The 22,556-nt window shown below is 67.9% G+C and carries 21 protein-coding genes and 1 pseudogene; 17 read left to right on the top strand and 5 right to left on the bottom strand.

The genetic code is table 11. The features are described from left to right. The first annotated feature begins 3 nt into the window (after window positions 1–3). The 7 genes and pseudogenes from gmk to F5544_RS28080 all read left to right on the top strand — a co-directional run bounded on the left by gmk (window position 4) and on the right by F5544_RS28080 (window position 7,374). Window positions 4–588: a guanylate kinase gene (gene gmk / locus F5544_RS45795; protein WP_174867425.1), complete on the top strand. Its 585-nt coding sequence runs from the start codon at window positions 4–6 to the stop codon at window positions 586–588. Window positions 589–614: 26 nt separating this feature from the next. Next, window positions 615–896: a DNA-directed RNA polymerase subunit omega gene (gene rpoZ / locus F5544_RS28105; RefSeq protein WP_167475972.1), complete on the top strand. Its 282-nt coding sequence runs from the start codon at window positions 615–617 to the stop codon at window positions 894–896. 39 nt (window positions 897–935) lie between these two features. After that, entirely contained in the window at window positions 936–2,183 is a 1,248-nt protein-coding gene (gene coaBC, locus F5544_RS28100) for a bifunctional phosphopantothenoylcysteine decarboxylase/phosphopantothenate--cysteine ligase CoaBC (RefSeq protein ID WP_167475971.1), read from the top strand. Window positions 2,184–2,473: 290 nt separating this feature from the next. Continuing rightward, window positions 2,474–3,685 (top strand): methionine adenosyltransferase, encoded by a 1,212-nt coding sequence (gene metK, locus F5544_RS28095; RefSeq protein ID WP_167475970.1) that lies wholly within the window; start codon window positions 2,474–2,476, stop codon window positions 3,683–3,685. A gap of 192 nt (window positions 3,686–3,877) precedes the next feature. Continuing rightward, window positions 3,878–4,232: pseudogene (locus tag F5544_RS46600) on the top strand (primosome assembly protein PriA); the annotation flags it as partial. 951 nt (window positions 4,233–5,183) lie between these two features. Beyond that, the gene (locus tag F5544_RS46595; RefSeq protein WP_167471238.1) at window positions 5,184–5,561 is read left to right on the top strand and encodes a hypothetical protein; all 378 of its coding nucleotides are present in this window, start codon (window positions 5,184–5,186) and stop codon (window positions 5,559–5,561) included. 148 nt (window positions 5,562–5,709) lie between these two features. Continuing rightward, complete coding sequence (locus F5544_RS28080) at window positions 5,710–7,374, top strand: primosomal protein N' (RefSeq protein ID WP_428847074.1); 1,665 nt, start codon at window positions 5,710–5,712, stop codon at window positions 7,372–7,374. Window positions 7,375–7,559: 185 nt separating this feature from the next. Here F5544_RS28080 and F5544_RS28075 read toward each other — a convergent pair whose 3' ends face one another. Beyond that, window positions 7,560–8,648 carry a serine hydrolase domain-containing protein gene (locus tag F5544_RS28075; RefSeq protein ID WP_167475969.1) on the bottom strand — a complete coding sequence of 363 codons (1,089 nt, stop codon included), beginning with the start codon at window positions 8,646–8,648 and terminating at the stop codon, window positions 7,560–7,562. Between the two features lie 232 nt (window positions 8,649–8,880). Between F5544_RS28075 and F5544_RS28070 the strand changes: the two genes are divergently transcribed. The 3 genes from F5544_RS28070 to F5544_RS28060 all read left to right on the top strand — a co-directional run bounded on the left by F5544_RS28070 (window position 8,881) and on the right by F5544_RS28060 (window position 11,104). Beyond that, window positions 8,881–9,642 carry a GbsR/MarR family transcriptional regulator gene (locus F5544_RS28070; protein ID WP_167475968.1) on the top strand — a complete coding sequence of 254 codons (762 nt, stop codon included), beginning with the start codon at window positions 8,881–8,883 and terminating at the stop codon, window positions 9,640–9,642. A 164-nt stretch (window positions 9,643–9,806) separates the two neighbouring features. Continuing rightward, window positions 9,807–10,412 (top strand): TetR/AcrR family transcriptional regulator, encoded by a 606-nt coding sequence (locus F5544_RS28065; RefSeq protein WP_167475967.1) that lies wholly within the window; start codon window positions 9,807–9,809, stop codon window positions 10,410–10,412. Further along, window positions 10,409–11,104: a YqeB family protein gene (locus F5544_RS28060; protein WP_167475966.1), complete on the top strand. Its 696-nt coding sequence runs from the start codon at window positions 10,409–10,411 to the stop codon at window positions 11,102–11,104. Before F5544_RS28065 ends, F5544_RS28060 begins: the two co-directional genes overlap by 4 nt. Window positions 11,105–11,440: 336 nt before the next feature. Here F5544_RS28060 and F5544_RS28055 read toward each other — a convergent pair whose 3' ends face one another. Further along, window positions 11,441–12,286: an SDR family oxidoreductase gene (locus F5544_RS28055; RefSeq protein ID WP_167475965.1), complete on the bottom strand. Its 846-nt coding sequence runs from the start codon at window positions 12,284–12,286 to the stop codon at window positions 11,441–11,443. Between the two features lie 77 nt (window positions 12,287–12,363). On the opposite strand from F5544_RS28055, the gene F5544_RS28050 reads away from it, so the two are divergent. Next, window positions 12,364–12,942, top strand: coding sequence for a TetR/AcrR family transcriptional regulator (locus F5544_RS28050; RefSeq protein WP_167475964.1), 579 nt, complete (start codon window positions 12,364–12,366; stop codon window positions 12,940–12,942). A gap of 9 nt (window positions 12,943–12,951) precedes the next feature. On the opposite strand, the gene F5544_RS28045 is transcribed toward F5544_RS28050, so the two are convergent. Continuing rightward, the gene (locus F5544_RS28045) at window positions 12,952–13,611 is read right to left on the bottom strand and encodes a TetR/AcrR family transcriptional regulator (RefSeq protein ID WP_167475963.1); all 660 of its coding nucleotides are present in this window, start codon (window positions 13,609–13,611) and stop codon (window positions 12,952–12,954) included. A 64-nt stretch (window positions 13,612–13,675) separates the two neighbouring features. Here F5544_RS28045 and F5544_RS28040 point away from each other — a divergent pair, with 64 nt between their 5' ends. From F5544_RS28040 to F5544_RS28015, 6 genes are all read left to right on the top strand, one after another. Continuing rightward, entirely contained in the window at window positions 13,676–15,115 is a 1,440-nt protein-coding gene (locus F5544_RS28040) for a carotenoid oxygenase family protein (protein ID WP_167479526.1), read from the top strand. Window positions 15,116–15,216: 101 nt separating this feature from the next. Further along, a complete protein-coding gene (locus tag F5544_RS28035; RefSeq protein ID WP_167475962.1) occupies window positions 15,217–15,867 on the top strand; it encodes a PadR family transcriptional regulator in 651 nt (216 codons plus the stop codon). Window positions 15,868–15,929: 62 nt separating this feature from the next. Further along, window positions 15,930–16,946, top strand: a complete 1,017-nt coding sequence (locus F5544_RS28030) for an esterase/lipase family protein (protein ID WP_428847073.1) — start codon at window positions 15,930–15,932, stop codon at window positions 16,944–16,946. Window positions 16,947–17,102: 156 nt separating this feature from the next. Then, window positions 17,103–17,663 (top strand): peptide deformylase, encoded by a 561-nt coding sequence (gene def / locus F5544_RS28025; RefSeq protein ID WP_167475961.1) that lies wholly within the window; start codon window positions 17,103–17,105, stop codon window positions 17,661–17,663. Continuing rightward, the gene (gene fmt, locus F5544_RS28020; protein ID WP_167475960.1) at window positions 17,663–18,586 is read left to right on the top strand and encodes a methionyl-tRNA formyltransferase; all 924 of its coding nucleotides are present in this window, start codon (window positions 17,663–17,665) and stop codon (window positions 18,584–18,586) included. The genes def and fmt overlap by 1 nt, the downstream gene beginning before the upstream one ends. A 1,314-nt stretch (window positions 18,587–19,900) precedes the next feature. Continuing rightward, window positions 19,901–21,238, top strand: a complete 1,338-nt coding sequence (locus F5544_RS28015) for an RsmB/NOP family class I SAM-dependent RNA methyltransferase (RefSeq protein WP_238847491.1) — start codon at window positions 19,901–19,903, stop codon at window positions 21,236–21,238. Between the two features lie 6 nt (window positions 21,239–21,244). Here the strand turns inward: F5544_RS28015 and F5544_RS28010 are convergent, their stop codons facing one another. Together F5544_RS28010 and F5544_RS28005 are read right to left on the bottom strand one after the other, a co-directional pair. Next, the gene (locus F5544_RS28010; protein ID WP_275106970.1) at window positions 21,245–22,114 is read right to left on the bottom strand and encodes an RNA polymerase sigma factor SigF; all 870 of its coding nucleotides are present in this window, start codon (window positions 22,112–22,114) and stop codon (window positions 21,245–21,247) included. Then, a complete protein-coding gene (locus F5544_RS28005) occupies window positions 22,114–22,536 on the bottom strand; it encodes an ATP-binding protein (protein ID WP_167475958.1) in 423 nt (140 codons plus the stop codon). Before F5544_RS28005 ends, F5544_RS28010 begins: the two co-directional genes overlap by 1 nt. Window positions 22,537–22,556: the final 20 nt, after the last annotated feature.

The following is a 22,556-nucleotide window of genomic DNA, read 5'->3' as shown; positions in this document are numbered from 1 at the left end:
GGAGTGGTCGAACACACGCGGAAGGGTCGGCTGGTAGTGCTGGTCGGCCCCTCGGCCGTCGGGAAATCGACGGTCGTCCGGTGCGTGCGGGAACGCCTGCCCCAACTGGTTTTCAGCGTGTCGGCAACGACCCGGGCCCCAAGGCCCGGGGAGGTCGACGGGGTTGATTACCACTTCGTCCCCCGAGACAAGTTCGACGCCATGATCGAGGCGGGTGAACTGCTCGAGTGGGCGGATATCCACGGCGGACTGCAACGCTCCGGAACCCCCGCACGTCCGGTGCGGGAGGCCCTGGCGAAGGGCAAACCGGTATTGATCGAGGTGGACCTGAACGGCGCCCGATCGATCCGCGAAGCCATCCCCGAGGCGCTGCTGGTATTCCTGGCCCCACCGAGCTGGGACGAACTGGTCGCCCGGCTCACCGCCCGCGGCACCGAATCGCCCGAGGTGATCGAGCGGCGGCTGGAGACCGCGAGAACCGAATTGGCCGCATGTGACGAGTTCGACATCGTCATCGTGAACGACGAGGTGACCAGCGCCTGTAAGCAGTTGGTATCGTTGTTCGTTAGCACAAATTCGAGTTCGTGACCCCCTAATCCCGCAGGAGCCCCCTAGTGAGCAGTACGGACATCAAGACCGCGCCCGCATACGACACTCCGGTCGGCCTCACCAACCCGCCGATCGACGAGCTGCTGGAGCGCACCTCGTCCAAGTACGCCCTGGTCATTTACGCCGCAAAGCGGGCCCGCCAGATCAACGACTACTACAACCAGCTCGGCGACGGCATCCTCGAGTACGTCGGCCCGCTGGTCGAGCCGGGTCTGCAGGAGAAGCCGCTGTCGGTGGCGATGCGCGAGATCCACGCCGACCTGCTCGAGCACTCCGAAGGCGAGTAATCCGGGATCCCGGTGAACCCCATCTAGCCCGGAGGCGTAGTGACAACCAGTGGCGCCGCAGGCGCGGCAACAAGGATCGTGGTCGGCGTCAGCGGGGGCATTGCCGCGTACAAGGCATGTTCCATCGTCCGCCGATTCACCGAGACCGGGCATTCGGTCCGGGTGATTCCCACCGAGTCGGCGCTGCAGTTCGTCGGTAAGGCGACCTTCGAGGCGCTGTCCGGAAATCCGGTGCACACCGAGGTTTTCGCGGACGTGCCCGAGGTGCCGCACGTGCGGCTGGGCCAGGAGGCGGACCTGGTGGTCATCGCCCCGGCCACCGCCGATCTGATGGCCCGCGCCGCGAGCGGTCGCGCCGACGACCTGCTGACGGCGACGCTGCTCACCGCGCGATGTCCGGTGCTGTTCGCGCCCGCCATGCACACCGAGATGTGGGAGCATCCGGCGACGCGCGCCAATGTGGCGACGCTGCGCGCGCACGGCGCCATCGTCATGGAACCGGCGTCCGGGCGGCTCACCGGCACCGATACCGGTCCGGGCCGGCTGCCGGAACCCGAGGAGATCTTCGGGCTGGCCACGCTGCTGCTGGAACGCGCCGACGCGATCCCGCGCGACCTGGAGGGCCGCCGGATCGTCATCACCGCGGGCGGCACCAGGGAGCCGCTGGATCCGGTGCGTTTCCTCGGTAACCGAAGCTCCGGCAAACAGGGCTACGCGCTGGCCAGGGTCGCCGCGCAGCGCGGCGCCCACGTCACGCTCATCGCGGGCAACACCATCGAGATGGCGGCCCCCGCCGCGGTCGACCTGGTGCACATCACCACCGCCGAACAGCTCAAGACGGCGGTGGACAAGCATGCGGTCGGCGCGGACGCGGTGATCATGGCGGCCGCGGTGGCCGATTTCCGGCCCACCAACGTGGCCGCCGCCAAGATCAAGAAGGGCGCGGGCGAACCGGATACCATTCCGCTCACCAAAACCACCGACATCCTGGCCGGCCTGGTCCAGGCCAGACGCGACGGTCACCTGACGGGCACCGCCATCGTCGGCTTCGCCGCCGAAACCGGGGACGAGCACGGCGACGTGCTCACCCACGCGCGCGCGAAACTGGCCAGGAAGGGCTGTGACCTACTGGTGGTCAACGCGGTCGGCGAGGGCAAGGCGTTCGAGGTCGACAACAACGACGGCTGGCTACTCGGGGCCGACGGCACCGAACAGGCGCTCGATCACGGGTCCAAGGCATTGCTGGCGAGTCGCGTCCTCGACGCGCTCGGACCGCTACTGAGCTGAAATATGTTGCGGTTCGCACCTTCTCGGCATTATCCGGAATGTCCGGTGGCGGTCGTCGCCGATCGGTGGTATCCGTGATATTTATACCTGGTCGCCGGGGTGTGCCGGGGTCCGCTTGGGGTCCCATCGCCCGTCACACCGCATTGCCCGAATAGTCTGAGACGGCGGCCTTACGACCACCTATGTCGTCGGTGGTTTGGAATAGTCTGATTCGAAGGGTTGCGCGGTGAATGCGTCGCATTACTGTCGCAGCTCGGTACGAGCAACCCGTTGAGGGAGAGGGAAATACTGTGCGCACGTCTGGCAGCCGCCTATTCACCAGTGAGTCCGTGACCGAAGGTCATCCGGACAAAATCTGTGACGCCATCAGCGATTCCATCCTCGACGCGCTGCTCGCGGCGGATCCGCACAGCCGGGTCGCGGTCGAGACGCTGGTCACCACCGGCCAGGTGCACGTGGCCGGTGAGGTGACCACCTCGGCGTACGCCGATATCCCGAAGATCGTTCGCGAGAAGGTCCTCGAGATCGGATACGACTCCTCCGCAAAGGGTTTCGATGGCAATTCGTGCGGCGTGAACATCGCGATCGGCGCGCAGTCGCCGGATATCGCGCAGGGCGTCGACGTTTCGCACGAGGCGCGGGTCGGCGGCTCGGACGACGAGGTCGAGAAGCAGGGCGCGGGCGACCAGGGCCTGATGTTCGGCTACGCCAATTCCGACACCCCCGAGCTGATGCCGCTGCCGATCGCGCTGGCGCATCGGCTGTCGCGGCGGCTCACCGAGGTGCGCAAATCCGGCGTGCTGCCGTACCTGCGCCCGGACGGCAAAACCCAGGTCACCATCGAATACGACGGCGACAAGCCGGTCCGGCTCGACACCGTCGTCGTCTCCACCCAGCACGCCGCCGATATCGACCTGGACAACCTGCTCACCCCGGATATCCGGGAAAAGGTCGTCGACGCGGTGCTGGCCGATCTGGACGTGCCGAGTTTGGACACCTCCAACATCCGCCTGCTGGTCAACCCGACCGGCAAGTTCGTGCTCGGCGGCCCGATGGGTGACGCGGGCCTGACCGGTCGCAAGATCATCGTCGACACCTACGGCGGTATGGCGCGGCACGGCGGTGGCGCGTTCTCCGGCAAGGATCCGTCGAAGGTGGACCGCTCGGCCGCGTACGCCATGCGCTGGGTCGCCAAGAACGTCGTCGCGGCCGGATTGGCCGAGCGCGTCGAGGTTCAGGTGGCCTACGCGATCGGCAAGGCCGCGCCGGTCGGCCTGTTCGTCGAGACCTTCGGCACCGAGAAGGTGGATCCGGCCAAGATCTCGGCCGCCATCACCGAGGTGTTCGACCTGCGGCCCGGCGCGATCATCCGCGACCTGGACCTGCTGCGTCCGATCTACGCGCCGACCGCGGCGTACGGCCACTTCGGCCGCACCGATGTCGATCTGCCTTGGGAACACACCGACCGTGCCGACAAGCTGCGCGCGGCCATCGGGCTGTGAGGACGGGTGGATGTGTCGATCTGCCGTGGGAAGCCGCATCTGATGCGCGCCGACAAGCTGCGCGCGGCCATCGAGCTGTGACGTGGTCGCAGCTGATGCCGTGCGTCTGCGGCCGCTAAGGTTCGCATGAGTCGACCCGCGGCAGATCCGGCCGCTCCTCCCGGGGAGGTTATCTCCCTGGGGGACAACGCAATACCGACAACAGCAGCGGGACACCCCATCGCACGGGTGCTCCCGCTGCTGTCGCCCGCGCACCTGGATCGCGACTTCGACTATCTGGTGCCGCCCGAACTCGACGAGATCGCCAAACCCGGTGTCCGGGTTCGTATCCGGTTTGCGGGCCGCCTCGTCGACGGTTACCTGCTCGAGCGCCGAACCCGCAGCGATCACACCGGCAAACTCGTAAAACTGGAGCGCGTCGTCTCCGCCGAACGCGTCCTCACCCCCGAAATCATGAAGCTGGTCGTCGCGGTCGCCGCCCGCTACGCGGGCACCCGAGCCGACGTCCTCCGCCTCGCCATCCCACCCCGCCACGCCCGCACCGAATCCGGGGGTTCGAAGAAAGCCGCTGAGGCGCAGGGTGATTCGGACGATTCATCGAATGCGACCGATACGTCGCAGGATTTCGAGCGCGATCCATCCGCTGCCACGTCCGACGAGGTTTCGTCCGCGGCGCAAGGGGATTCCGGCGGTTCACCCCATCCTTCGACATCGACGACCGCGCCGCCGGTCTCACAAAGTGTCCGTGGTCATTCCGCGACGCCTGCAGCGGCGAATCCAGACGATCAAACATCGCCATACCCGGATCCGGTTGCGGCGCAACATATCCCCAGCGATTCACCCGATCCTGTCCCGGCTGTGCCGCACGGTCCCCCCGAGATGAGTCCGCAGTGTCCCGCGGGCACCCCTCCCGCGACCACATCCGGGTCCAACACCAACGACGAGGCAGCAAGACACTCCGATCCGCCTCTGCCACAAGGCGACCTCGACGATGTGACCAGACCTCCCCGGCCCGGATCGTATCCGCTTGCAGCCCAGCCTGTTTCGCCTCAGATCGGTGAATCCGACACTCCGGAGCCGGGCGGCGATGCGCGGCTGCCCGAGGCCGTCTCGGCAACTGCTGGGGGAGAACCGGTCTCGACACAGAGTGACCGGGACCCGGTAAGCGGGCAAGCGCGAGTTGCCCGACAGGGTCAAGAGCCGACACAGTCTATTGCAGCGCAATCCGAGGCCGGAGCATCGAGCCGCGGCGTCCGGCGTCGCGGGGACCAATCGGGAGCCACTGCGAGCGAGCCGGTTCCGGCGCTCGGCGATGATGATGAGATGGGTCAGCCGCTGTCGGCCGAGTCGCTGGACCACGGTGCGACGCCCCTTATTTCGTCTGCTGCGGCGCAGCCTGAAGTGCCGGTACCGGGTGATGCTGGGGATGCATCGTCCGATGTGAGGCGGCGCAGTGCGGGTTCGGCAACTGTTGGGGCAGGACCGGCCTCGGCGCAGAATGAGCGCAGCGCAGCAACTGGGCAAGCGCGAGTCGATCGGCGGAACCGAGGTTCGGCGCGGCTTGCTCCGGCTGATGCGGCGCAATCCGAGGTTGGGGCATCGGTCGGCGGTGCCGGGCGGCACGGGTATGCACCAGGAGCCGCTGCGGGCGAGCCGGTTCCGGCGCGAGATGATCGCGGCGGAGCCGCTCGGCCGGTGCGGGCCGAGCGGCTGGATCAAGCGGCGGTACAGGCTGTTCCGCCTGATGCGGCGCGGTCTGAGGTCCAGGCGGACGATGACGCTGGTCTGGATGGTTCGGGAGCTGGTGTGGGGCAGCCGGTTCCGGCGCAAAGCGAGCGTGGTGTGGCTGGGCGACCGCTGCGTGTTTCGCCACTGAACCCAGGTGTGGCGCAGGCTGGTTCGCCTGAACCAGTCCAATCCGAGGCCGGGGCATCGAGCGGCGGTGCCGGGCGGCATGGGGATGGTCCGGGCGTTGTTGTGGGGGAGCAGGTTTCGGCGGGGGCGGTCGTCAGGTAGGGCGGCCGTTGCAGGCCGAGCTGAGTTCAATTGTGGGGGAGGCTGTTTCGTCTGAGGGGGTGCCGGTTGATGTGGCGGGGTGGGGGCGGTATGTGCATGGGGCCGCGTTTGTGGGGGCGTTGTGGGCGGGGCGGGGGCCGCGAGCGGCGTGGCAGGCGTTGCCGGGGGAGGATTGGGCGCGGCGGTTGGCGGAGTTGGCGGCCGTGGTTGTGGCGCGGGGGCGCAGTGCGATCCTGATGGTGCCCGATCAGCGGGATTTGGATCGGGTGTTGGCGGAATGTGTTCGGCTGGTGGGGGATTCGGCGGTCGGGTTGGCGGCGGGGTTGGGTCCGGCCGCCCGGTACCGGCGGTGGCTCGCGGTATTGCGCGGGACGGCCCGGGTGGTGGTCGGCACCCGCAGCGCCGTATTCGCGCCGGCGCGGGATCTCGGGTTGATCGCGATCTGGGACGACGGCGACGATACGTTCGCGGAGCCGAGGGCGCCCTATCCGCATGCGCGGGAGGTCGCGATGCTGCGCGCGCACGAGACCGGCGCGGCGTTCGTCGCGGCCGGTTTCGCGCGGACCGCGGAAATCCAGGCGGTGGTCGAGTCCGGTTGGGCGCACGATCTTTTAGCCGATCGCGCGGTATTGCGCAAGGCCATGCCGCGGATCAGCGCGCCCGGCGACACCGATGCGGCGCTGGAGCGCGACCCGATCGCGCGGGCGATCCGGATACCCGGTGCGGCGTTCGCGGCGGCACGGGCCGCGTTGAAGGAGGGCGCGCCGGTATTGGTGCAGGTGCCGCGGCGCGGCTACATCCCGGCGCTGGCGTGCGCGAAATGCCGGACACCGGCACGCTGCCGCCACTGCAACGGACCGCTGGCGCTGCCGGAGGGAAACACCAAGGGGCGCAATGAGATCGCGCACAGCCCTAGCTGCCGGTGGTGCGGTATCACCGAGAGCGCATTCCGCTGCGCGTCCTGCGGCTCCCGCATATTGCGTGCCGTGGTGATCGGTGCGGTCCGCACCGCGGAGGAACTCGGCCGCGCCTTTCCCGGCGTGCCGATCCGCGGATCCGGTGGCGGTGCGGTGCTCGATTCGGTGGAGCCGGGGCCGCAGGTGGTCGTCGCGACCGTCGGCGCGGAACCGGTGGTTCCCGGTGGTTACGGTGTCGCGCTGCTGCTCGACGGTTGGGCGCTGCTCGGCCGCGCCGACCTGCGCGCCGCCGAGGACGCGCTGCGCCGCTGGCTGTGTGCCGCCGCGCTGGTCCGCGCGCACGGCCAGGTGATCGTGATGGCGGATCCGGCGATCCCGACGGTGCAGGCACTGGTCCGCTGGGATCCCGTCGGACATGCCGCGGCCGAGCTCGCCGCCCGCGCCGAGGTCGGTTTCCCGCCCGCCGTCCGGATGGCCGCGATCGACGGCTCCGCCGACGCCATCGCCGAATTACTCACCGCCGCAAATCTTCCCGGCTCGGTCGCGATACTCGGCCCGGTCCCGCTGCCCCCCGGCGCCCGCAAACCCTTCAGCAGCGGCGACTCCCCGCCCGAGGTGGAACGCACCATCCTGCGCGTCGACCGATCCGCGGGCTCCGCCCTGGCCCGCGCCCTCAGCACCGCCCTCGCGATCCGCAGCACCCACCGCTCCGACGCCCCCCTCCGCGTCCAGATCGACCCCATCGACATCGGCTGACCCACCAACTTTCCGGCAGCCGATCGCGCCTTGCGCTTAGTCGCACCTTGGATACGCACCGAGCACCCGTACGTCGTGTGCACGGTTGGAAGCCGGGCCCCGGTCGGTGAGCAACAACGGTTGTCCACATCGGCGGTGCACGCCAGGACCTGAGGCTGATCTGCTGAGCCAGCGGCGTCGTCCACTCATTCGTTGGTCGTGAATGCCGCGTCGAGCAGGTCGATGAAGATTCCCATGGGTGGCATGCCCCAGTCGCCGTTGACGTTTTGGGCGACGGTGCGGTGACCGTCCTTCGTGCCGTACAAGTACGACCAGGTGCCGAAGATCATTCCGCCGTGTCCGTAAACAGTGGTGCCGTTGGGCAACATCACCGACGAGATGCCGAGTCCGTAGCTGTAGCCGTCCAGCCAGGTGCCGTCGGGGACGGGTGTCATGGTCAGCATCTCGTCGAGCTGGGCGGGCGGCAGGATGCGTCCGCCGAGTAGGGCACCGAGAAATGTCGTGAGATCGTCTGCGGTGGAAATGATTTCGCCGACGCCGAAGGCGTAGGACGGGCTGATCTCGGTGACATCGTGGATCGGGGCTTGCGGGTCGGTGACCATGAGCGTCGAGTAATTGCGCACGTGCGGACCGCGGAAACCGGTGTCGGAACCGGGCGCATAGGTGTCGGTCAGCTTCAGTGCACGGCTGATCCGGTATTCGATGGCCTCGGCATAGGACAGACCCGAGGCGCGTTCGACGATCATCGCGGCGACGACGAAGTTCGTGTTGGAGTAACCCCATTGGGTGCCGGGTTCGAAGTCGGCGGGATGGGATACGGCAATTCGTACCAGCTCTTCGGGGGTGAACTTGTCGAAGCGATGCTCGAGCAGTTCAGGTGTCCAGTGTGATTCGAGCAAGCGTTCGTCCATGGTGTAACCGAAGATCCCGCTGGTGTGGTTGAGCAGCTGCCGGATAGTGATCTTGCGCCCGTCGTGGCCGTTGCCCTGCACCAGCCCCGGTAGCCACTGCTCGACGGTGTCGTCGAGGCTGAGCTTGTACTCGGCGGCCAGTTGCAGGATCAGGGTCGCGGTGAAGGTCTTGGTGATGCTGCCGACCCGGAACTGGTCGCGCGGTCCCGCGGGTCGGCCGCTGCCGGTGTCGGCGACGCCCGCTGACAGGAAGGACGTGGACTCGCCGTCGCGGATCTGGGCGAAGGCGCCGGGGTAGTTCTGTTGCGTCACGGCTTGTTCCAACACGTGCTGGACGGTGGCGGTGTGACCGGTGGTGTTCATCTTCAGCTCTTCCTGGTTTCCGTTCGCGGCTTTCGCGATGAGGAAAAGCTATGTTGCATTCGAATATTCGTCAATCAACTATTGCGCAACGAACTGACATATTCGCAGCTAGCTGCAATATAATTGTTGCAACGATACTGTTGACTAATGCAAAGTGATCGGCCCTGCTGTGTTGCACTAAATGCCCGGGAGCGGCAGACTGACCGCGCGGACCATCTCAGGAGGCAGCGTTATGCCGGGCAGCAGGCTCACCCACCGAGACCGTCGTGCGATCGCCGAGGGGCTGGCCGCTGACCTGTCCTACACCGAGATCGCCAAACGGCTGGACCGGCCGACCTCCACGGTCACCCGCGAAGTGATGCGCAATGGCGGTCCCAATGACTACCGGCCCGACCGCGCGCAGCGCGCCGCCCAACAACGGACTCGGCGTCGCCGCAACACCACGACCGCCCCGCCGCGCACCCCGGTAGCCCATGTACCGGGACGCGACCCCGAGGCCGTCGAGGAATTCACCGCGCGACTGACCGAGCTGCTGACAGGCACCGGTATGCCCCGGATGACGGCGGCCGTACTGTCCTGCTTGTACACCACCGATACCGGCAGCCTCTCCAGTGCTGAGCTGGTGGACCGACTGCGGGTCAGTCCGGCCTCGATCTCCAAGGCCGTCGGCTACCTCGAGAATCAAGAACTCATCCGCCGCACACGGGATGCCGGACGCCGCGACCGCTACGTCATCGATGACGATGTCTGGCTCCGAGCCACACTCGCCAGCGCCCGGATGAACGAGGTACTGGCCGACGTCGCTCGCGACGGTGTCGATGTATTCGGGGCGGCGACACCGGCCGGGGCTCGGCTGCTCGACATGGGGAACTTCCTGAATCAGGTTTGCCGGGACCTCATCCGCACCGCCGAACAGTGGCGCCATACCTCCGGAAGCCCGGTCGACCTACGCGAAGAGGCAACCTGGGACGAAACACCGAGCTCCGGTAGCTAACCGAAGGCGGAGGCGGGGACTGCGCCACAAAGCGGTGGCCGGCGCTCCGGGCGACCTATGGTCGCACTCGCCGATCCGGCGGACGTCTCACGGAGTAGTGCGGGGCGCAGGCAAGCGCGGACTTATTCTTTAACTGTCCGATCAGTTAATGATAGAGTGGCCGTGTGGCCAGAAGTGTTGATCCGAATCGGGTGGCTGAGCGGCGCGCGTCGATCGTGCGGGTGGCGGCGAATCTGTTCGCGACGCACGGGTACGACCGGACGACCGCCGCGCAGATCGCGAAGGCGGCCGGGCTCAGCTCGGGCAGCGTGTTCTATTACTTCCAGGACAAGGCCGCGGTGTTCCGGGCGATTTTCGAATCATCGATTCCCGAACACGCGCAACTGATTTCGCGACATATCGACCGAATTGATTGTGTCGCCGCAATACTCGACCTCGTCGAGGAACTCGCCGCGGAGGCGCTCGACCCGGCGGCGCCCGGACTGATGGTGGAGCTGCTGCGGCGCATCGATCACGACCCGGACCTGACGGCCGTTGTCCTGGAGGACGCCCGGCGCAGTGCCGAGGCGCTGACCGTGCTGTTGCGCCGCGGGAGCGATCAGGGGCAGCTCGATCCCGGATTCCCGCCGGAGGAAACGGCGCGCTGGATTCTCGCCGTGGTCGACGCGGCCTTCCTGAACGCCGACCCCGCACACCCGCACGACCCCCGCCCGCTCGTGCGGGCCACCGTATCCCGCCTGTTGCGTCCGATCGGAACGGAGGACCGATGACGACATCGACCGCACCGACCACCCTGCGCCTGCCCAGGGTCTGGGCCTGGGTTTTCACACTGGCCGGGCTGATGCTCGGCGCCGGCGTCGGAGCGGCGCTCCCGCCGATCGGGCACTGGCTGGTCGACACGATCGAAATCGCCCCTGGCTGGCTGCGTTTGGCGCTCACCGTGCCGTCGGTCTGGCTGATGCCGATCGGCGCGGCCGTCGGGTTGATCGGCGGGTTGATCCTGGCGGGCATCGCCCACGAGGAGAGCCTGGTGCTGACGGTTTCCCCCGACCACGTCGAGCTGTCCCAGAACGGGCGCGAGCGATTCGTTCCGCGCGATCGGGTGGCGGCCGTATTCCGCGAGGACGACGATCTGGTGCTGGTCGACCGAAACCGAATGCGGTTGGCCCGCTTCGGTGCGGGCGACCTCGGCCGCGGCGATGTCGAAACCGCCTTCCGCCTGCACGGCTATCCGTGGGTGGGTGAGAACGACCCGTACGCAACGGAATTCACCCGCTGGATGGACGGCAGGCCGGAGATCGACGACGCGGTCCACTGCCTGCTGCGCGCCCGCCGCCGCGCCATCGCCGACAAGAAACCCCTCGAGGTGGAGGCGCTGGACGAGAAGCTCGCCGAGCACGGTGTCGACGTCCGGGACCGCAAGGGCGTCCAGCAGATTCGCCTCATCGCCGACCGGACCTGAGCGGGAACCAACCGGTGCTGCGCCCATCCAGGCCCCGGTCCGGTAGTGGTTCGCGGGCCTCTGCTCCGGCGGCAAGCATTACCCGCTATCGCCGATCAATGAGGTGATCGACACAAGCCGACGCCGCCTCTCAGGCCTGCGAATCCGGTTGATTTTCAGGCGAATACGGCGTGGACCGACGGTCCTGTTCGACCTCACCACCGTATCCGCCCACGCCGCACAGATTTCTGATGACATACACGGCTGCGACCACGATGGCGACGTACTGCCTACCTCGCTGATCGGCTTCGACCGAATCCGGCCGAAACGCTCGTATTCGGCCCGGTCGATCGAGCATTACGCGAACGCCGCGCGATTCCGGCGCGCCCACTCCGCGTAGCCGGTGGCGGGGCGGCCGAGGATGCGCTCGATATCGATGCTCACCGCCAGTTCCTCCGGCGTCGGCTCGCCGAGGATGGACAGGGTGTGCTCGACGACGGCGGCGGGCATGAACTGCCGCATGCCCGCCTGGGCCTGGTCGCGGGTGAGCTCGACGAACCGCACCGAATCACCCAGTGCCGCACCGAGATCGGCGGACTGCTCGCGCGGGGTGACGACCGCGGGGCCGGTCAAGGTATATGTCTGCCCCGCATGGTCGTCGGTGCGCAGTGCCGCGGCCGCCACCGCCGCGATATCGGCGGGGTCGACGGATGGCAGCCCGATATCGCCGAAGGGCGCGGCCACGGTCCGCGCGGTGCGCACCGATTCGGCCCAGGCGTACGTATTGGTGTAGAAGCCGCCCGGCCGCAGGATTGTCCAGGTGAAATCGCTTGCCCGCAGGGCTTTTTCGAAGGCCGCGAGCCGGGCGTAACCGTCCGCGTCCGGTCGCGTCACCACGCCGAGCGAGGATACGAACACCACCCGCCGCACCCCACCGGCTCGCGCGAGATCGAGCAGCCGCTCCGGCGCGGGGCCATCGATCAGCTGGTCGCCGCTGATGAGCACGAATAGCGCCTCGGCGCCGTCCAGGGCGGGGGCAAGGGTTTGCGGCTCGGCCAGATCGGCGGTGTGGTGGCGCACCCCGTCGGGCAGCCGGAAATCCTTGCTGCCGCGGGAGATCGCCGTCACCCGCGCACCGGATTCGGCGAGGATGCGGACGAGGTTCGAGCCGATATTGCCGGTTGCTCCGGTCACCACGATCATTGCGTGCGCTCCATTTAGTTAGTTGGCTGACTCATTAACATAGCCGGACGCCGCCGCGCCTGTCTAGAGTGAGTCGTATGGCTAACTCAGCGGCGTCGTCGAAGGTGGGCAAGCGGGAGCGGTTGGCGGCCGCGGCCGCCGAGGTGTTTCACCGGCAGGGTGTGGAGAAGACCACCATCGCGGATATCGCGCGCGCCGCCGAGGTGCCGGTCGGCAACGTCTACTACTACTTCAAGACCAAGGATCAGCTCGTCCAGGCGGCGATCGGCACGCACGAGCGCACCATCCGCGGGATCATCGCGGAGCTGGAAAAGCATGCGACGCCGCGGGATCGCTTGCGGGCGCTGGTGCGCTGTTGGGTGGAACAGCGCGGGCTGGCCGTCGAATTCGGTTGTCCATCAGGAACTCTGGCCACCGAACTGGATAAGCGCGCCGACGGTCTGGATCGGGAACTGGCCGAGGTGATACGGGTGCTCGTCGATTGGGCCGAGGAGCAGTTCGCCGCGATGGGCCGCGCCGACGCGCGGGAGCTCGCTGTCGCACTCGTCGCCGCGTACCAGGGAATTTCACTGCTCACCAATACTTTTCGCGATCCAGAGCTGATGCGCACGGAGGGTGCGCGGCTGGAGCGCTGGATCGATTCGCTGGCGGCCTGAGGCGCGGACTCACGCCAATGCGGACCGCAGCGAGCTCTCGACGCGGGCGCGTTCGTCGCCCATGCCGACGAACAGGTCGACGAAGGCGGGTCCGAGGATCTGCCCGAATGTGTTTCCGCCTGTACCGAAATACCCGGTGATCTCCAGCGTGACGACGCCGTGGGTGAGGCTCCACAGCCGTCCCGCGACGTCGAGTGCCGGATCCGCGCGGATGCGGCCCGCCGCGATCATCCGCTCGATCAACTCGAGGAGTTGCCCGAAAGCGGGGTCGCGCAACGGATTCGGTGTCCGTGCCGTGGTGAGGTCGACGCCGGGGCGGTAGGGGGTTCCCGGTGCGGTGGGTCCGAACATCAGCCGGTAGCGCTGCGGGTTGGCGAGGGCGTATTCGCGATACGCCCGGCCGACGCGGAAGAGGTCCGCCATCGGATCGTCGCTGCGGGGGACCGCGGCCATAGCCGCCGAGAAGCGCGAGAACGCTTCCTCGGCAACCGATTCCAGCAGTCCGGTCATCCCGCCGAAGTGGGTGTACACGGCCATCGTCGACGCGCCGATCTCGGCCGCGACCCGGCGGGCCTGCAGGGCTTCCGGGCCGGCGTCCTCCAGTAGCCGGAGTCCGGCCGCCAGCAGCCGTTCCCGCGTATTCGTTTGCCGCGAAGCATGTTTCACCATTGCCGACCCTTCATAACAGGGTTATCCTAGTCGGCATAACAACGTTATGAAATTTGGGGATGTGATGGGCAATCGGTATCTGGAGGGCGCGTTCGCGCCTATTCGCGACGAATACACGCTGACCGATCTGGAGGTCAGTGGAACGATTCCGGGCTACCTGGACGGCCGCTATCTGCGCAACGGGCCCAATCCCGTCGGCGACCTGGATCCCGCGCTGTACCACTGGTTCGCGGGCGACGGCATGGTCCACGGCATCCGGATCCGGGACGGCAAGGCGGAGTGGTACCGCAATCGCTTCGTGCGCGGCCCGGTGACGTCTAAGGCGCTGGGCGAGGATTTCGTCGTCGATCCGACCACCACCTCGGGCGTGGGCGCGAACACCAACGTAATCGGCCATGCCGGAAAGACTTTGGCGCTGGTCGAGGCGGGATTCGCCCCCTACGAGCTGGACGAGGAACTGGACACGCTCGGCATCTGTGATTTCGACGGCACGCTGACCGGCGGATATACCGCGCACCCGAAGCGCGATCCGGGCACCGGCGAACTGCACGCGGTTTCTTATTCGTTCGGGCGCCGGAATCTGGTGCAGTACACGGTGATCGGCGCCGACGGGCGGGCTCGGCGGGCCGTCGACGTCGAGGTCACCGGCAATCCGATGATGCACGATTTCTCGCTGACCGAGAAGTACGTCGTCTTCTACGATCTGCCGGTCACCTTCGATACGGGCCTCATCGTCGAACGGATGAATGTGCCACGCGCCCTTCGCCTACCGGCCAGGTTGCTGCTGTCGGCGCTGATCGGGCGGGTGAAGTTGCCGAATCCACCCGGGTCGGCGGAGGTCACGGTTCCGCGCGATCGCCGGGTACCCTTCCGCTGGAATCCGAAATACCCTGCGCGCGTGGGTGTTATGCCGCGCGCGGGCGGCAATGCCGATGTGCGCTGGTTCGATATCGACCCCTGTTTCGTCTTCCATCCGATGAACGCCTACGACGACGGCGAGACGGTCGTACTCGATGTGGTGCGCTATCCGAAGATGTTCGATGTCGATCGGCTCGGCCCGAACGACGGTGCGCCGTCGCTGGATCGCTGGATCGTCGATCTCGCCGACGGCAAGGTGCGCCAGACTCGGCTGGACGATCGGCCGCAGGAATTCCCGCGGATCGATGAGCGCCTGGTGGGCAGGCGGTACCGCTACGGGTACGCCACCGGCGTGACCGAGGGGGTCGCACCCGATTCTGTACTGCTCAAGCACGATCTGCGCGGCGGCACCGCGGTGAAATCGTTCGGAGAAGGAAAACACCTGGGGGAGTTCGTCTTCCAGCCTTCCGCGCCCGACGCCGCGGAGGACGACGGCGTGCTCATGGGCTACGTATACGACGCGACGACCGATCGCAGTGATCTGGCCATTCTCGATGCCGCGACGCTGGAGACGGTCGCGAGCATTCATCTGCCGCACCGCGTCCCCGCCGGATTCCACGGGAACTGGGTGCCGACGGCGTCCTGACCTGCGCTGGAGCGAAATTCTCCATCAGGCCCTTGTGTTCGATCTATTGTCGATATATCGTCGATAGCATGATACGAACACGAGGGCCCAAGGAGGCTTTTATGGAGAACAAGGAATACCCGGATTTCGGACGCCGCGGACGGCGTCGTGGCCCGGGACATGAGGAGTGGGAACAGTTCGCCCGGCATCGGCACGGCCGCCGCGGCTTCGGCCCCGAATTCGGGCCGGGCTTCGGTCCGGGATTCGGGCCCGGCTTCGGTCCGCACTTCGGTCGCGGCCGTGGTCGCGGCGGGCGGGGCAGGCGCGGCGACGTGCGGGCGGCGGTACTGCTGCTGCTCGCCGAGCGCCCGATGCACGGCTACGAGCTCATCCAGCAGATTCGTGAGCGCAGCGAGGACATCTGGCGGCCGAGCCCCGGATCGATCTACCCTGCCCTGGCGCAACTCGAGGACGAGGGGCTGGTGCTCATCGAGAAGGTGGCGGGTCGCAAGACCGCCCAATTGACCGAGGCCGGAACCGAATACGTCGAGGCGCACCGGGAAGAATTGGGCGATCCGTGGGCCGATGTCACCCAGGACGTCGGCGCGCAGGCCATCGACCTGCGCGGATTGATCGGCCAGCTGATGGGCGCGGTCGCGCAGGTCGCGGCGGCGGGCACCCCCGAGCAGGCGGAGAAGGCGGCCGAGGTGCTCACCGAGGCGCGGCGCTCGCTTTACCGAATCCTCGCCGAGGACGACACCCCCGAAAATTGAGGGCGTTTGAAAACGCCGACCCGAGTACGCGTTTCGCACCGCCACGGTAGATCATTGGTGACATGCGACAAAAGGGTGGCGCCCGGAATTGGAGCGTCTCACAATTCCGAAGAGCGGTGTTGGCGTGCGCGCTGGCCGGAGCCGTCGTCGGCTCCGGCGCGGCGACCGGTAATGCGGATCCGGCCGGGTACCGGCCGCCGATGATCCCCACCGAGGCCGCGCCGCCGCAGGGCGACCACCTGGCCGCCGCCGTTTACATCAAGGCGCATCCGCAGGCCGTGCCCGCAGGCACCAACAACTTCGACTGCAAGCCGACCCGCGAGCACCCCCGTCCGGTGGTGCTCGCGCACGGTACCGATTCGACCGTCTACTCCGATTGGTCCGGTATCGCGCCGCAGCTCACCGCGGCGGGCTTCTGTGTTTTCGCCCTCAATTACGGCGGCGCCGAGGGGAATCCGAAAACCTATGGTACGGAACACATGTCGTTGGGCGCGCAGCAGCTCGGCGCCTTCGTGGACCAGGTGCTCGCGGCCACCCATGCGGAAAAGGTCGACATGGTCGGATTTTCCCAGGGCGCCAACGTAACTCGGATGTACATCAACAAGATGGGCGGCGCGCCCAAGGTGGATCAGTGGATCGGCCTCGCCTCGCCGACCTACGGCGGCGTGATGTACGGCTTGGTGCCGGTGGTGCAGGCGGTCCCCGGCGGGCTCGATGTATTCGAGAAACTGACCTCGGTCGCCGCGGTGGAGCAGGCGCAGGGTTCGCCGGTGATGGTCGAGCTGAACCGCGGCGGCGACACCGTGCCCGGCGTACGATACGTCACCGTCGGCAGCAAGGTCGACGAGATGATCCAGCCGTTCGGCAACATTGCGCTGCGCGGGCCGGGTGCGCGCAATATCGCGCTGCAGGACCTGTGCCCCGAGGATCAGACCGGGCACTTCAACATGGTCTACGACCCGTTCGTCCAGCAACTGCTGCTGCAGCTGCTCGACCCGGAGCACGCACCGGCGCCGGTATGTAAATCGGTCGCGCTCGGCACCGGGATCCCACAGGTGATCATCGCCGGACACTCCTGACGGCGAACCAGACGGCCGGGCGGGGGAAGTTCTGCACCCCGCCCGGACCGCATTGGATTTCTACCAGCTTCCGGCCCGCCGATTGGTGTGATCCGAGGTAACCGGGCATCTCACTAGAATGAGACGACCGTGTTCGACCGCTTCCGGGAGCAAACCGTGACCATTCAGCCCGTACGCCTGTTCGGCGATCCCATCCTGCGTGCCCGCGCCGCGGAGGTCACCGAGTTCGATCGCGAGCTGCGTCAGCTGGTCACGGACCTACTCGACACGATGTACGACGACGGCGGGGTCGGGATGGCCGCGCCGCAGATCGGGATCGGCCTGCGCGTCTTCGTCTACGACACCGGTGATGCGCAGGGCCATCTGGTGAACCCGCGCTACGAGGTGGTGGGCACGGAGGAGCAGATCGGGCCCGAGGGCTGCCTGTCGATACCCGGTGTGCGCTACGACACCAGACGGGCGCTACGGGTCCGGGTGGCCGGTGTCGATATGCACGGTGCGCCGGTCGAATTCGACGCCGAGGGGCTGCTCGCGCGCTGCGTACAGCACGAAACCGATCACCTGGACGGTGTGCTGTTCATCGATCGGCTCGATCCCGCGGACCGCAAGGCCGCGATGCGCACCATCCGCGAATCCGACTGGTTCGGGGCGGGTATCACGGTCCGCGGTTCGCGCGCGATCGGTGCCGCGCAGGGCCCGTTCGGACGGGGCCGCTGATGCGCGTCGTCTTCGCGGGTACGCCCGAGCCGGCGGTGCCGTCGCTGCGCAGACTGCTCGAATCCGAGCGTCACCAGGTGATCGCCGTGGTCACCAGGCCCGATGCGGTGGCCGGGCGCGGGCGCAAGGTGATGCGCTCACCGGTCGGCCGCCTCGCCGACGAATACGGCGTCCCGGTGCTGACGCCCCGGAAACCCGCCGAACCCGAATTCGTGGCCCAGCTCACCGAATTGGCGCCGGACTGCTGCCCGGTGGTGGCATACGGCGCGCTGCTGCCGCAGCGGGTGCTCGACATACCCCGGTACGGCTGGATCAACCTGCACTTCTCGCTGCTGCCCGCCTGGCGCGGCGCGGCGCCGGTGCAGGCGGCCATCGACGCGGGCGACGAGATCACCGGCGCGTCCACCTTCCAGATCGAGGCGGGCCTGGACACCGGGCCGGTCTTCGGCGTGGTGACCGAGAAGATCGCGGTCACCGATACCGCCGGCACCCTGCTCGACCGGCTCGCCGAAACCGGCGCCCGGCTGCTGGAAACCACCCTCGACGGTGTGGAAGATGGCTCACTGCAAGCGATTCCGCAGTCCACCGAGGGAGTTTCCTACGCGCCCAAGGTGAATCCGGAAGACGGCCACATCCGCTGGGACCTGCCCGCCCTCGCCATCTGCCGCCGCATCCGCGCGGTCACCCCCGCGCCCGGCGCATGGACCGAGATCAATGGCGCCCGCCTCAAGCTCGGCCCGGTCGAAATGGTGCCGGAGGCGCTGCCCGAGCGCGTCATCGAGGTGCGCAAATCCGGCGTATATATCGGCACGGCAACAACCGCCGTCCGACTGAATCAGGTTCAGCCCCAAGGCAAACGGATGATGTCCGCCCTGGACTGGGCGCGCGGCGCCCGCCTCCAGCCCGGCGCGGTCGTCGAATGAGGCATTGCCGCCGGACCCCGGCCGTCGGCGGTACGATCCGCCCGACGGCTTCGGTCCCGCCGGGGGTGGCGTCCGACGGACCGTCGTGGCGTCGCGGGCCGGCAGTATTCGGCGCGGTGCGGGCGACGGGGCGCGCCCCACGCCTGAGCGATAGCCGAGAGCATCGAAAGATGTTGTGCATCAACGTGTCTCGGCAACAGGCCGCCGGTCCGGCCGGGAACGGGGCTCGAGATTCGGTGATCGGACGGCGCAGATGAACCGGCGGCGGTCGGTAAATGAGTCGAACGGGCGGTTGTGCCGTCCGGTGAACGCGGGTCGATCGGGCGCCAGGGCTGTCGTGTCGATGAATCGAATGCCGGTGCGGCGCAGGGAAATCCAGCGTGTTGGCAGCGAGGATGTGATGTCCGGTGAGCGAGGTTCCGGCCGTCGATTGGATCGCGCCGCCGAGTCCGGTGCGGATCGCTCGGTGCGAGGTAGTGCCGAGCGATCCGGCGGCGGGGTGGCTCCGTGCGGAGCTGTGGTGAGCGGTTCGATGAGTGAGGTTCCGGTGGTGATCGGTCGAGGCGAACTCGGCGGGCTACCGGGGCGAGTGATTATGTGGCGCGGGCGGTTTCCGCGCGTGGTGAGTGGAGGTCCGGCGGCGAACTGTCGTCATGGCCTTGACAGGATGTCGAGTCGGACAACGAGGTGGCGCAGGTGAATTCAGGACGCGGCGAGCGAGGACCCGAGCGTTCCGGCGGCGGCCGGTCGTCGGGGGCGAGCGGCGATAACCGGTCGAAGGGCGGTGCGTCGGCGCGTGGCGCGGGCGGAGCCGGCCGGACCGGCAATGGCGGGTCGCCTGGTTCGAGCGGTGGTAATTGGTCTAAGGAGTCGCGGGCGGGTTCGGCGCGTGGCGCGGGCGGAACCAGCCGCACCGGTGCTGGCAGTTCGTCTGATTCGGGTGCTGGTCGACGGTCGAAGGATGGGGCACCACAGGCTGGTTTCGGGCGTGATGCGGGTGGATCCGGTCGTTCCGGCGGTGGTCGGTCGTCGGATTCGGGTCGTGATGATCGCTCGAAAGATGGTGTCTCGCGGGCGGGTTCGGTGCGTGGTGCGGGCGGATCCGGCCGGTCCGGTGGTGGTCGGCCGTCGGATTCGGGTCGTGATGATCGCTCGAAAGATGGTGTCTCGCGGGCAGATTCGGGGCGTGGTGCGGGTGGATCCGGCCGGTCCGGTGGTGGCCGGTCGTCGGGTCGTGGTGATTGGGCGAAAGATGGTGGGGTGCGGGGGAATTCGGGGCGCGATGGCGGGGATCGGTCCGGGCGCGGTAAGCGAGTGGAGGCGGGGGATCCGGTGCGGGTCGCGGCGCGGGATGTGTTGCGGGCGGTGCGGGAGCGGGACGCGTACGCGAATCTGGTGCTGCCCGCGCTGCTTCGGGAGCGGCGGATCGCCGGGCGGGATGCGGCGCTGGCCACCGAATTGGCGTATGGGGCGTGCCGGTCGCTCGGGCTGCTCGACGCGGTGATCGCGGCGGGGGCGGGGCGGCCGGTCGCGGAGATCGATGGGCCGCTGCTGGATGTGCTGCGGCTCGGCGTGTATCAGCTGCTGCGCACCCGGATCGGCGCGCATGCCGCGGTGGATACCTCGGTGGCGCTGGCGCGGACCGAATTCGGTTCGGGTAAGGCGGGTTTCGTCAACGCGGTGCTGCGGAGGGCGGGGGAGAAATCGGTCGAGGAATGGGTGGACGAGCTCGCGCCGAGCGATCCGGTCGGGCGGCTGGCCTTCGAATTCGCGCATCCGGCGTGGATCGCACAGGCCTTCGCGGACGCGCTCGGCGCGCGGGCCGGTGAGCTGCGTGAGGTGCTCGCGGCCGACGATGCCCGCCCGGCGGTGCATTTGGTGGCCCGGCCGGGTGATATCACCGCGGAGGAGCTCGCGCTGGTGACCGGCGGCGAGGAGGGCCGCTGGTCGCCGTACGCGGTGTACCTCGACGGCGGCGATCCCGGCAAGCTGGAACCGGTCCGCGAGGGTATGGCCGCCGTGCAGGACGAGGGCAGCCAGCTGGTGGCGCTCGCGCTGACCCGCGCCCCGCTGCTCGGGCCGGACAACGGTCGCTGGCTGGATCTGTGCGCCGGACCCGGCGGTAAGGCGGCGCTGCTCGGCGCGCTCGCCGCGATCGACGGATTCCGCATCGACGCGGTCGAACCCGCGGAGCATCGCGCCGAATTGGTTCGCCGGGCCACCGCCGACCTTCCTGTCACGGTGCATGTGGCCGACGGCCGCGACAGCGGGCTCACCCCCGGCTACGACCGCATCCTGGTGGACGCGCCGTGCACCGGTTTGGGTGCGCTGCGCCGCAGGCCGGAGGCCCGCTGGCGGCGCACCCCGGCGGATGTCGCCGAGCTGGTCCGCTTGCAGCGCGAATTGCTTTCCGCCGCATGGGATCTGCTGCGCCCCGGCGGCGTCGTCCTCTACTCGACCTGTTCGCCGCACCTACCGGAAACCGTTTCGGTGGTGGCCGATGCGGTCCGCCGCACCGGTGCCGAACAGCTCGACACCCGCGAATATCTGCCCGGTGTGCCGGATCTCGGCGACGGACCGGCCGCGCAACTGTGGCCGCACCGGCACGGCACCGACGCGATGTTCCTGGCGGCGCTGCGTAAACCGGAGTAGCGCCCCTCACTCCCTGCGGGACTGTTCCCGCAGGCGGGCAAGGGTTTTCGACAGGATGCGGGAGACGTGCATCTGCGAGATGCCCATCTGCTGTGCGATCTGGGTCTGCGTCATGGATTCGAAGAAGCGCATGGTGAGGATGCGGCGTTCCCGTTCGGGCAGTCCGGCCAGCAGCGGACGGATCGCGACATACTCCTCCACCCGATCGAATTGGGATTCCTCCTCGCCGAGGGTGTCCAGCAGGGACGCCTCGGTGTCGCGACCCGCCGATGCCGCGTCGATCGAACTCGGCTGGTAGGCGTTGCCGGCGATCACCGCCTGCATCACCTCGTCCGGGTCGACACCGAGTTCGGCGGCGATCTCCTTCGCGGTCGGCGAACGGCCGAGGGTCTGCGACAGCGCGTCGATGGCGGCGCCGATGCGCAGGTGGGTTTCCTTCACCCGGCGCGGCACCCGCATGGCCCAGGTGTTGTCCCGGAAGTACCTGCGGACCTCGCCCATGATGGTGGGCACCGCGAAAGACAGGAAATTCGAGCCGCGTTCGATATCGAAGCGATCCACCGCGTGCACCAGACCGACCCGGGCCACCTGGGTGAGATCGTCGAACGGTTCGCCGCGCCCGCTGAACTTGCGCGCGATGTGATCGGCCAGCGGTATGCACCGACTGATCAGTTGGTCACGGATGGTGGCCCGCTCGGCCGAGCCGGATGCGGCCTCGGCCATCCGGCCGAAGAGCACGCCGACATCGTCGTAACCGGGGACCGCGCTTGCCGCTTCGAGGGTTTCGGCCTCCTCGACGGTCTCGTCGGCCTCGGTGCCGTCCTCTTCTTGTTCCGAGTCGTACACGCTGTCGTCGTTTTGCTGGGTGTCCGCCACTACGCTTTCCCCCGGACCCGCCGGAATTCAACGGTCGTCGGGTATCCGGATGCCGTGGCGTCGAACGGTTCCTGCGCCGCCGCCACCTGATCGGTGAGCGTGCGCAGCACGTGCCAGCCGAAGCTGTGCTCGTCGGGTAGCCCCTCGGTGGCCGCGACTCCGTCCACCCGCACCAGCAATTCCTTCTCGCCGATGGTGAACCGGCACTGTAGGAAACTGCCCGGTAGGGCGACAGCGATGAGCGTCGAGCAGACCTCATCCACCGCCAGCCTGATGTCGGCGACCTCGTCCAGCGTGAAATCGCTGAGTAAGACCAGGGTTTCGGCAAGTCCGCGCACGATGGGCAGCTGAGGTACCGCCGCTGCGACCCTGATCTCCACCGGGGTGCTGTAAAGCCCCTGTTCCGCCGATATGTTGATCACTCTATGCAGGCTACCCACTC

It is taken from the genome of Nocardia arthritidis (assembly GCF_011801145.1).
GTDB classification, from domain to species: domain Bacteria; phylum Actinomycetota; class Actinomycetes; order Mycobacteriales; family Mycobacteriaceae; genus Nocardia; species Nocardia arthritidis_A.
This window is presented reverse-complemented; position numbering and strand designations above follow the sequence as displayed.

Bases quoted from the DNA above. Each gene is read 5' to 3' on its own strand.
- F5544_RS46595 (WP_167471238.1), top strand. From the start codon at position 5,184: ATGAGCGCAGCGCAGCAACTGGGCAAGCGCGAGTCGATCGGCGGAACC.
- F5544_RS28075 (WP_167475969.1), bottom strand. From the start codon at position 8,648: ATGAACACCACCGGTCACACCGCCACCGTCCAGCACGTGTTGGAACAA.
- F5544_RS28070 (WP_167475968.1), top strand. From the start codon at position 8,881: ATGCCGGGCAGCAGGCTCACCCACCGAGACCGTCGTGCGATCGCCGAG.
- F5544_RS28060 (WP_167475966.1), top strand. From the start codon at position 10,409: ATGACGACATCGACCGCACCGACCACCCTGCGCCTGCCCAGGGTCTGG.
- F5544_RS28055 (WP_167475965.1), bottom strand. From the start codon at position 12,286: ATGATCGTGGTGACCGGAGCAACCGGCAATATCGGCTCGAACCTCGTC.
- F5544_RS28050 (WP_167475964.1), top strand. From the start codon at position 12,364: ATGGCTAACTCAGCGGCGTCGTCGAAGGTGGGCAAGCGGGAGCGGTTG.
- F5544_RS28045 (WP_167475963.1), bottom strand. From the start codon at position 13,611: ATGGTGAAACATGCTTCGCGGCAAACGAATACGCGGGAACGGCTGCTG.
- F5544_RS28040 (WP_167479526.1), top strand. From the start codon at position 13,676: ATGGGCAATCGGTATCTGGAGGGCGCGTTCGCGCCTATTCGCGACGAA.
- F5544_RS28035 (WP_167475962.1), top strand. From the start codon at position 15,217: ATGGAGAACAAGGAATACCCGGATTTCGGACGCCGCGGACGGCGTCGT.
- F5544_RS28030 (WP_428847073.1), top strand. From the start codon at position 15,930: ATGCGACAAAAGGGTGGCGCCCGGAATTGGAGCGTCTCACAATTCCGA.
- fmt (WP_167475960.1), top strand. From the start codon at position 17,663: ATGCGCGTCGTCTTCGCGGGTACGCCCGAGCCGGCGGTGCCGTCGCTG.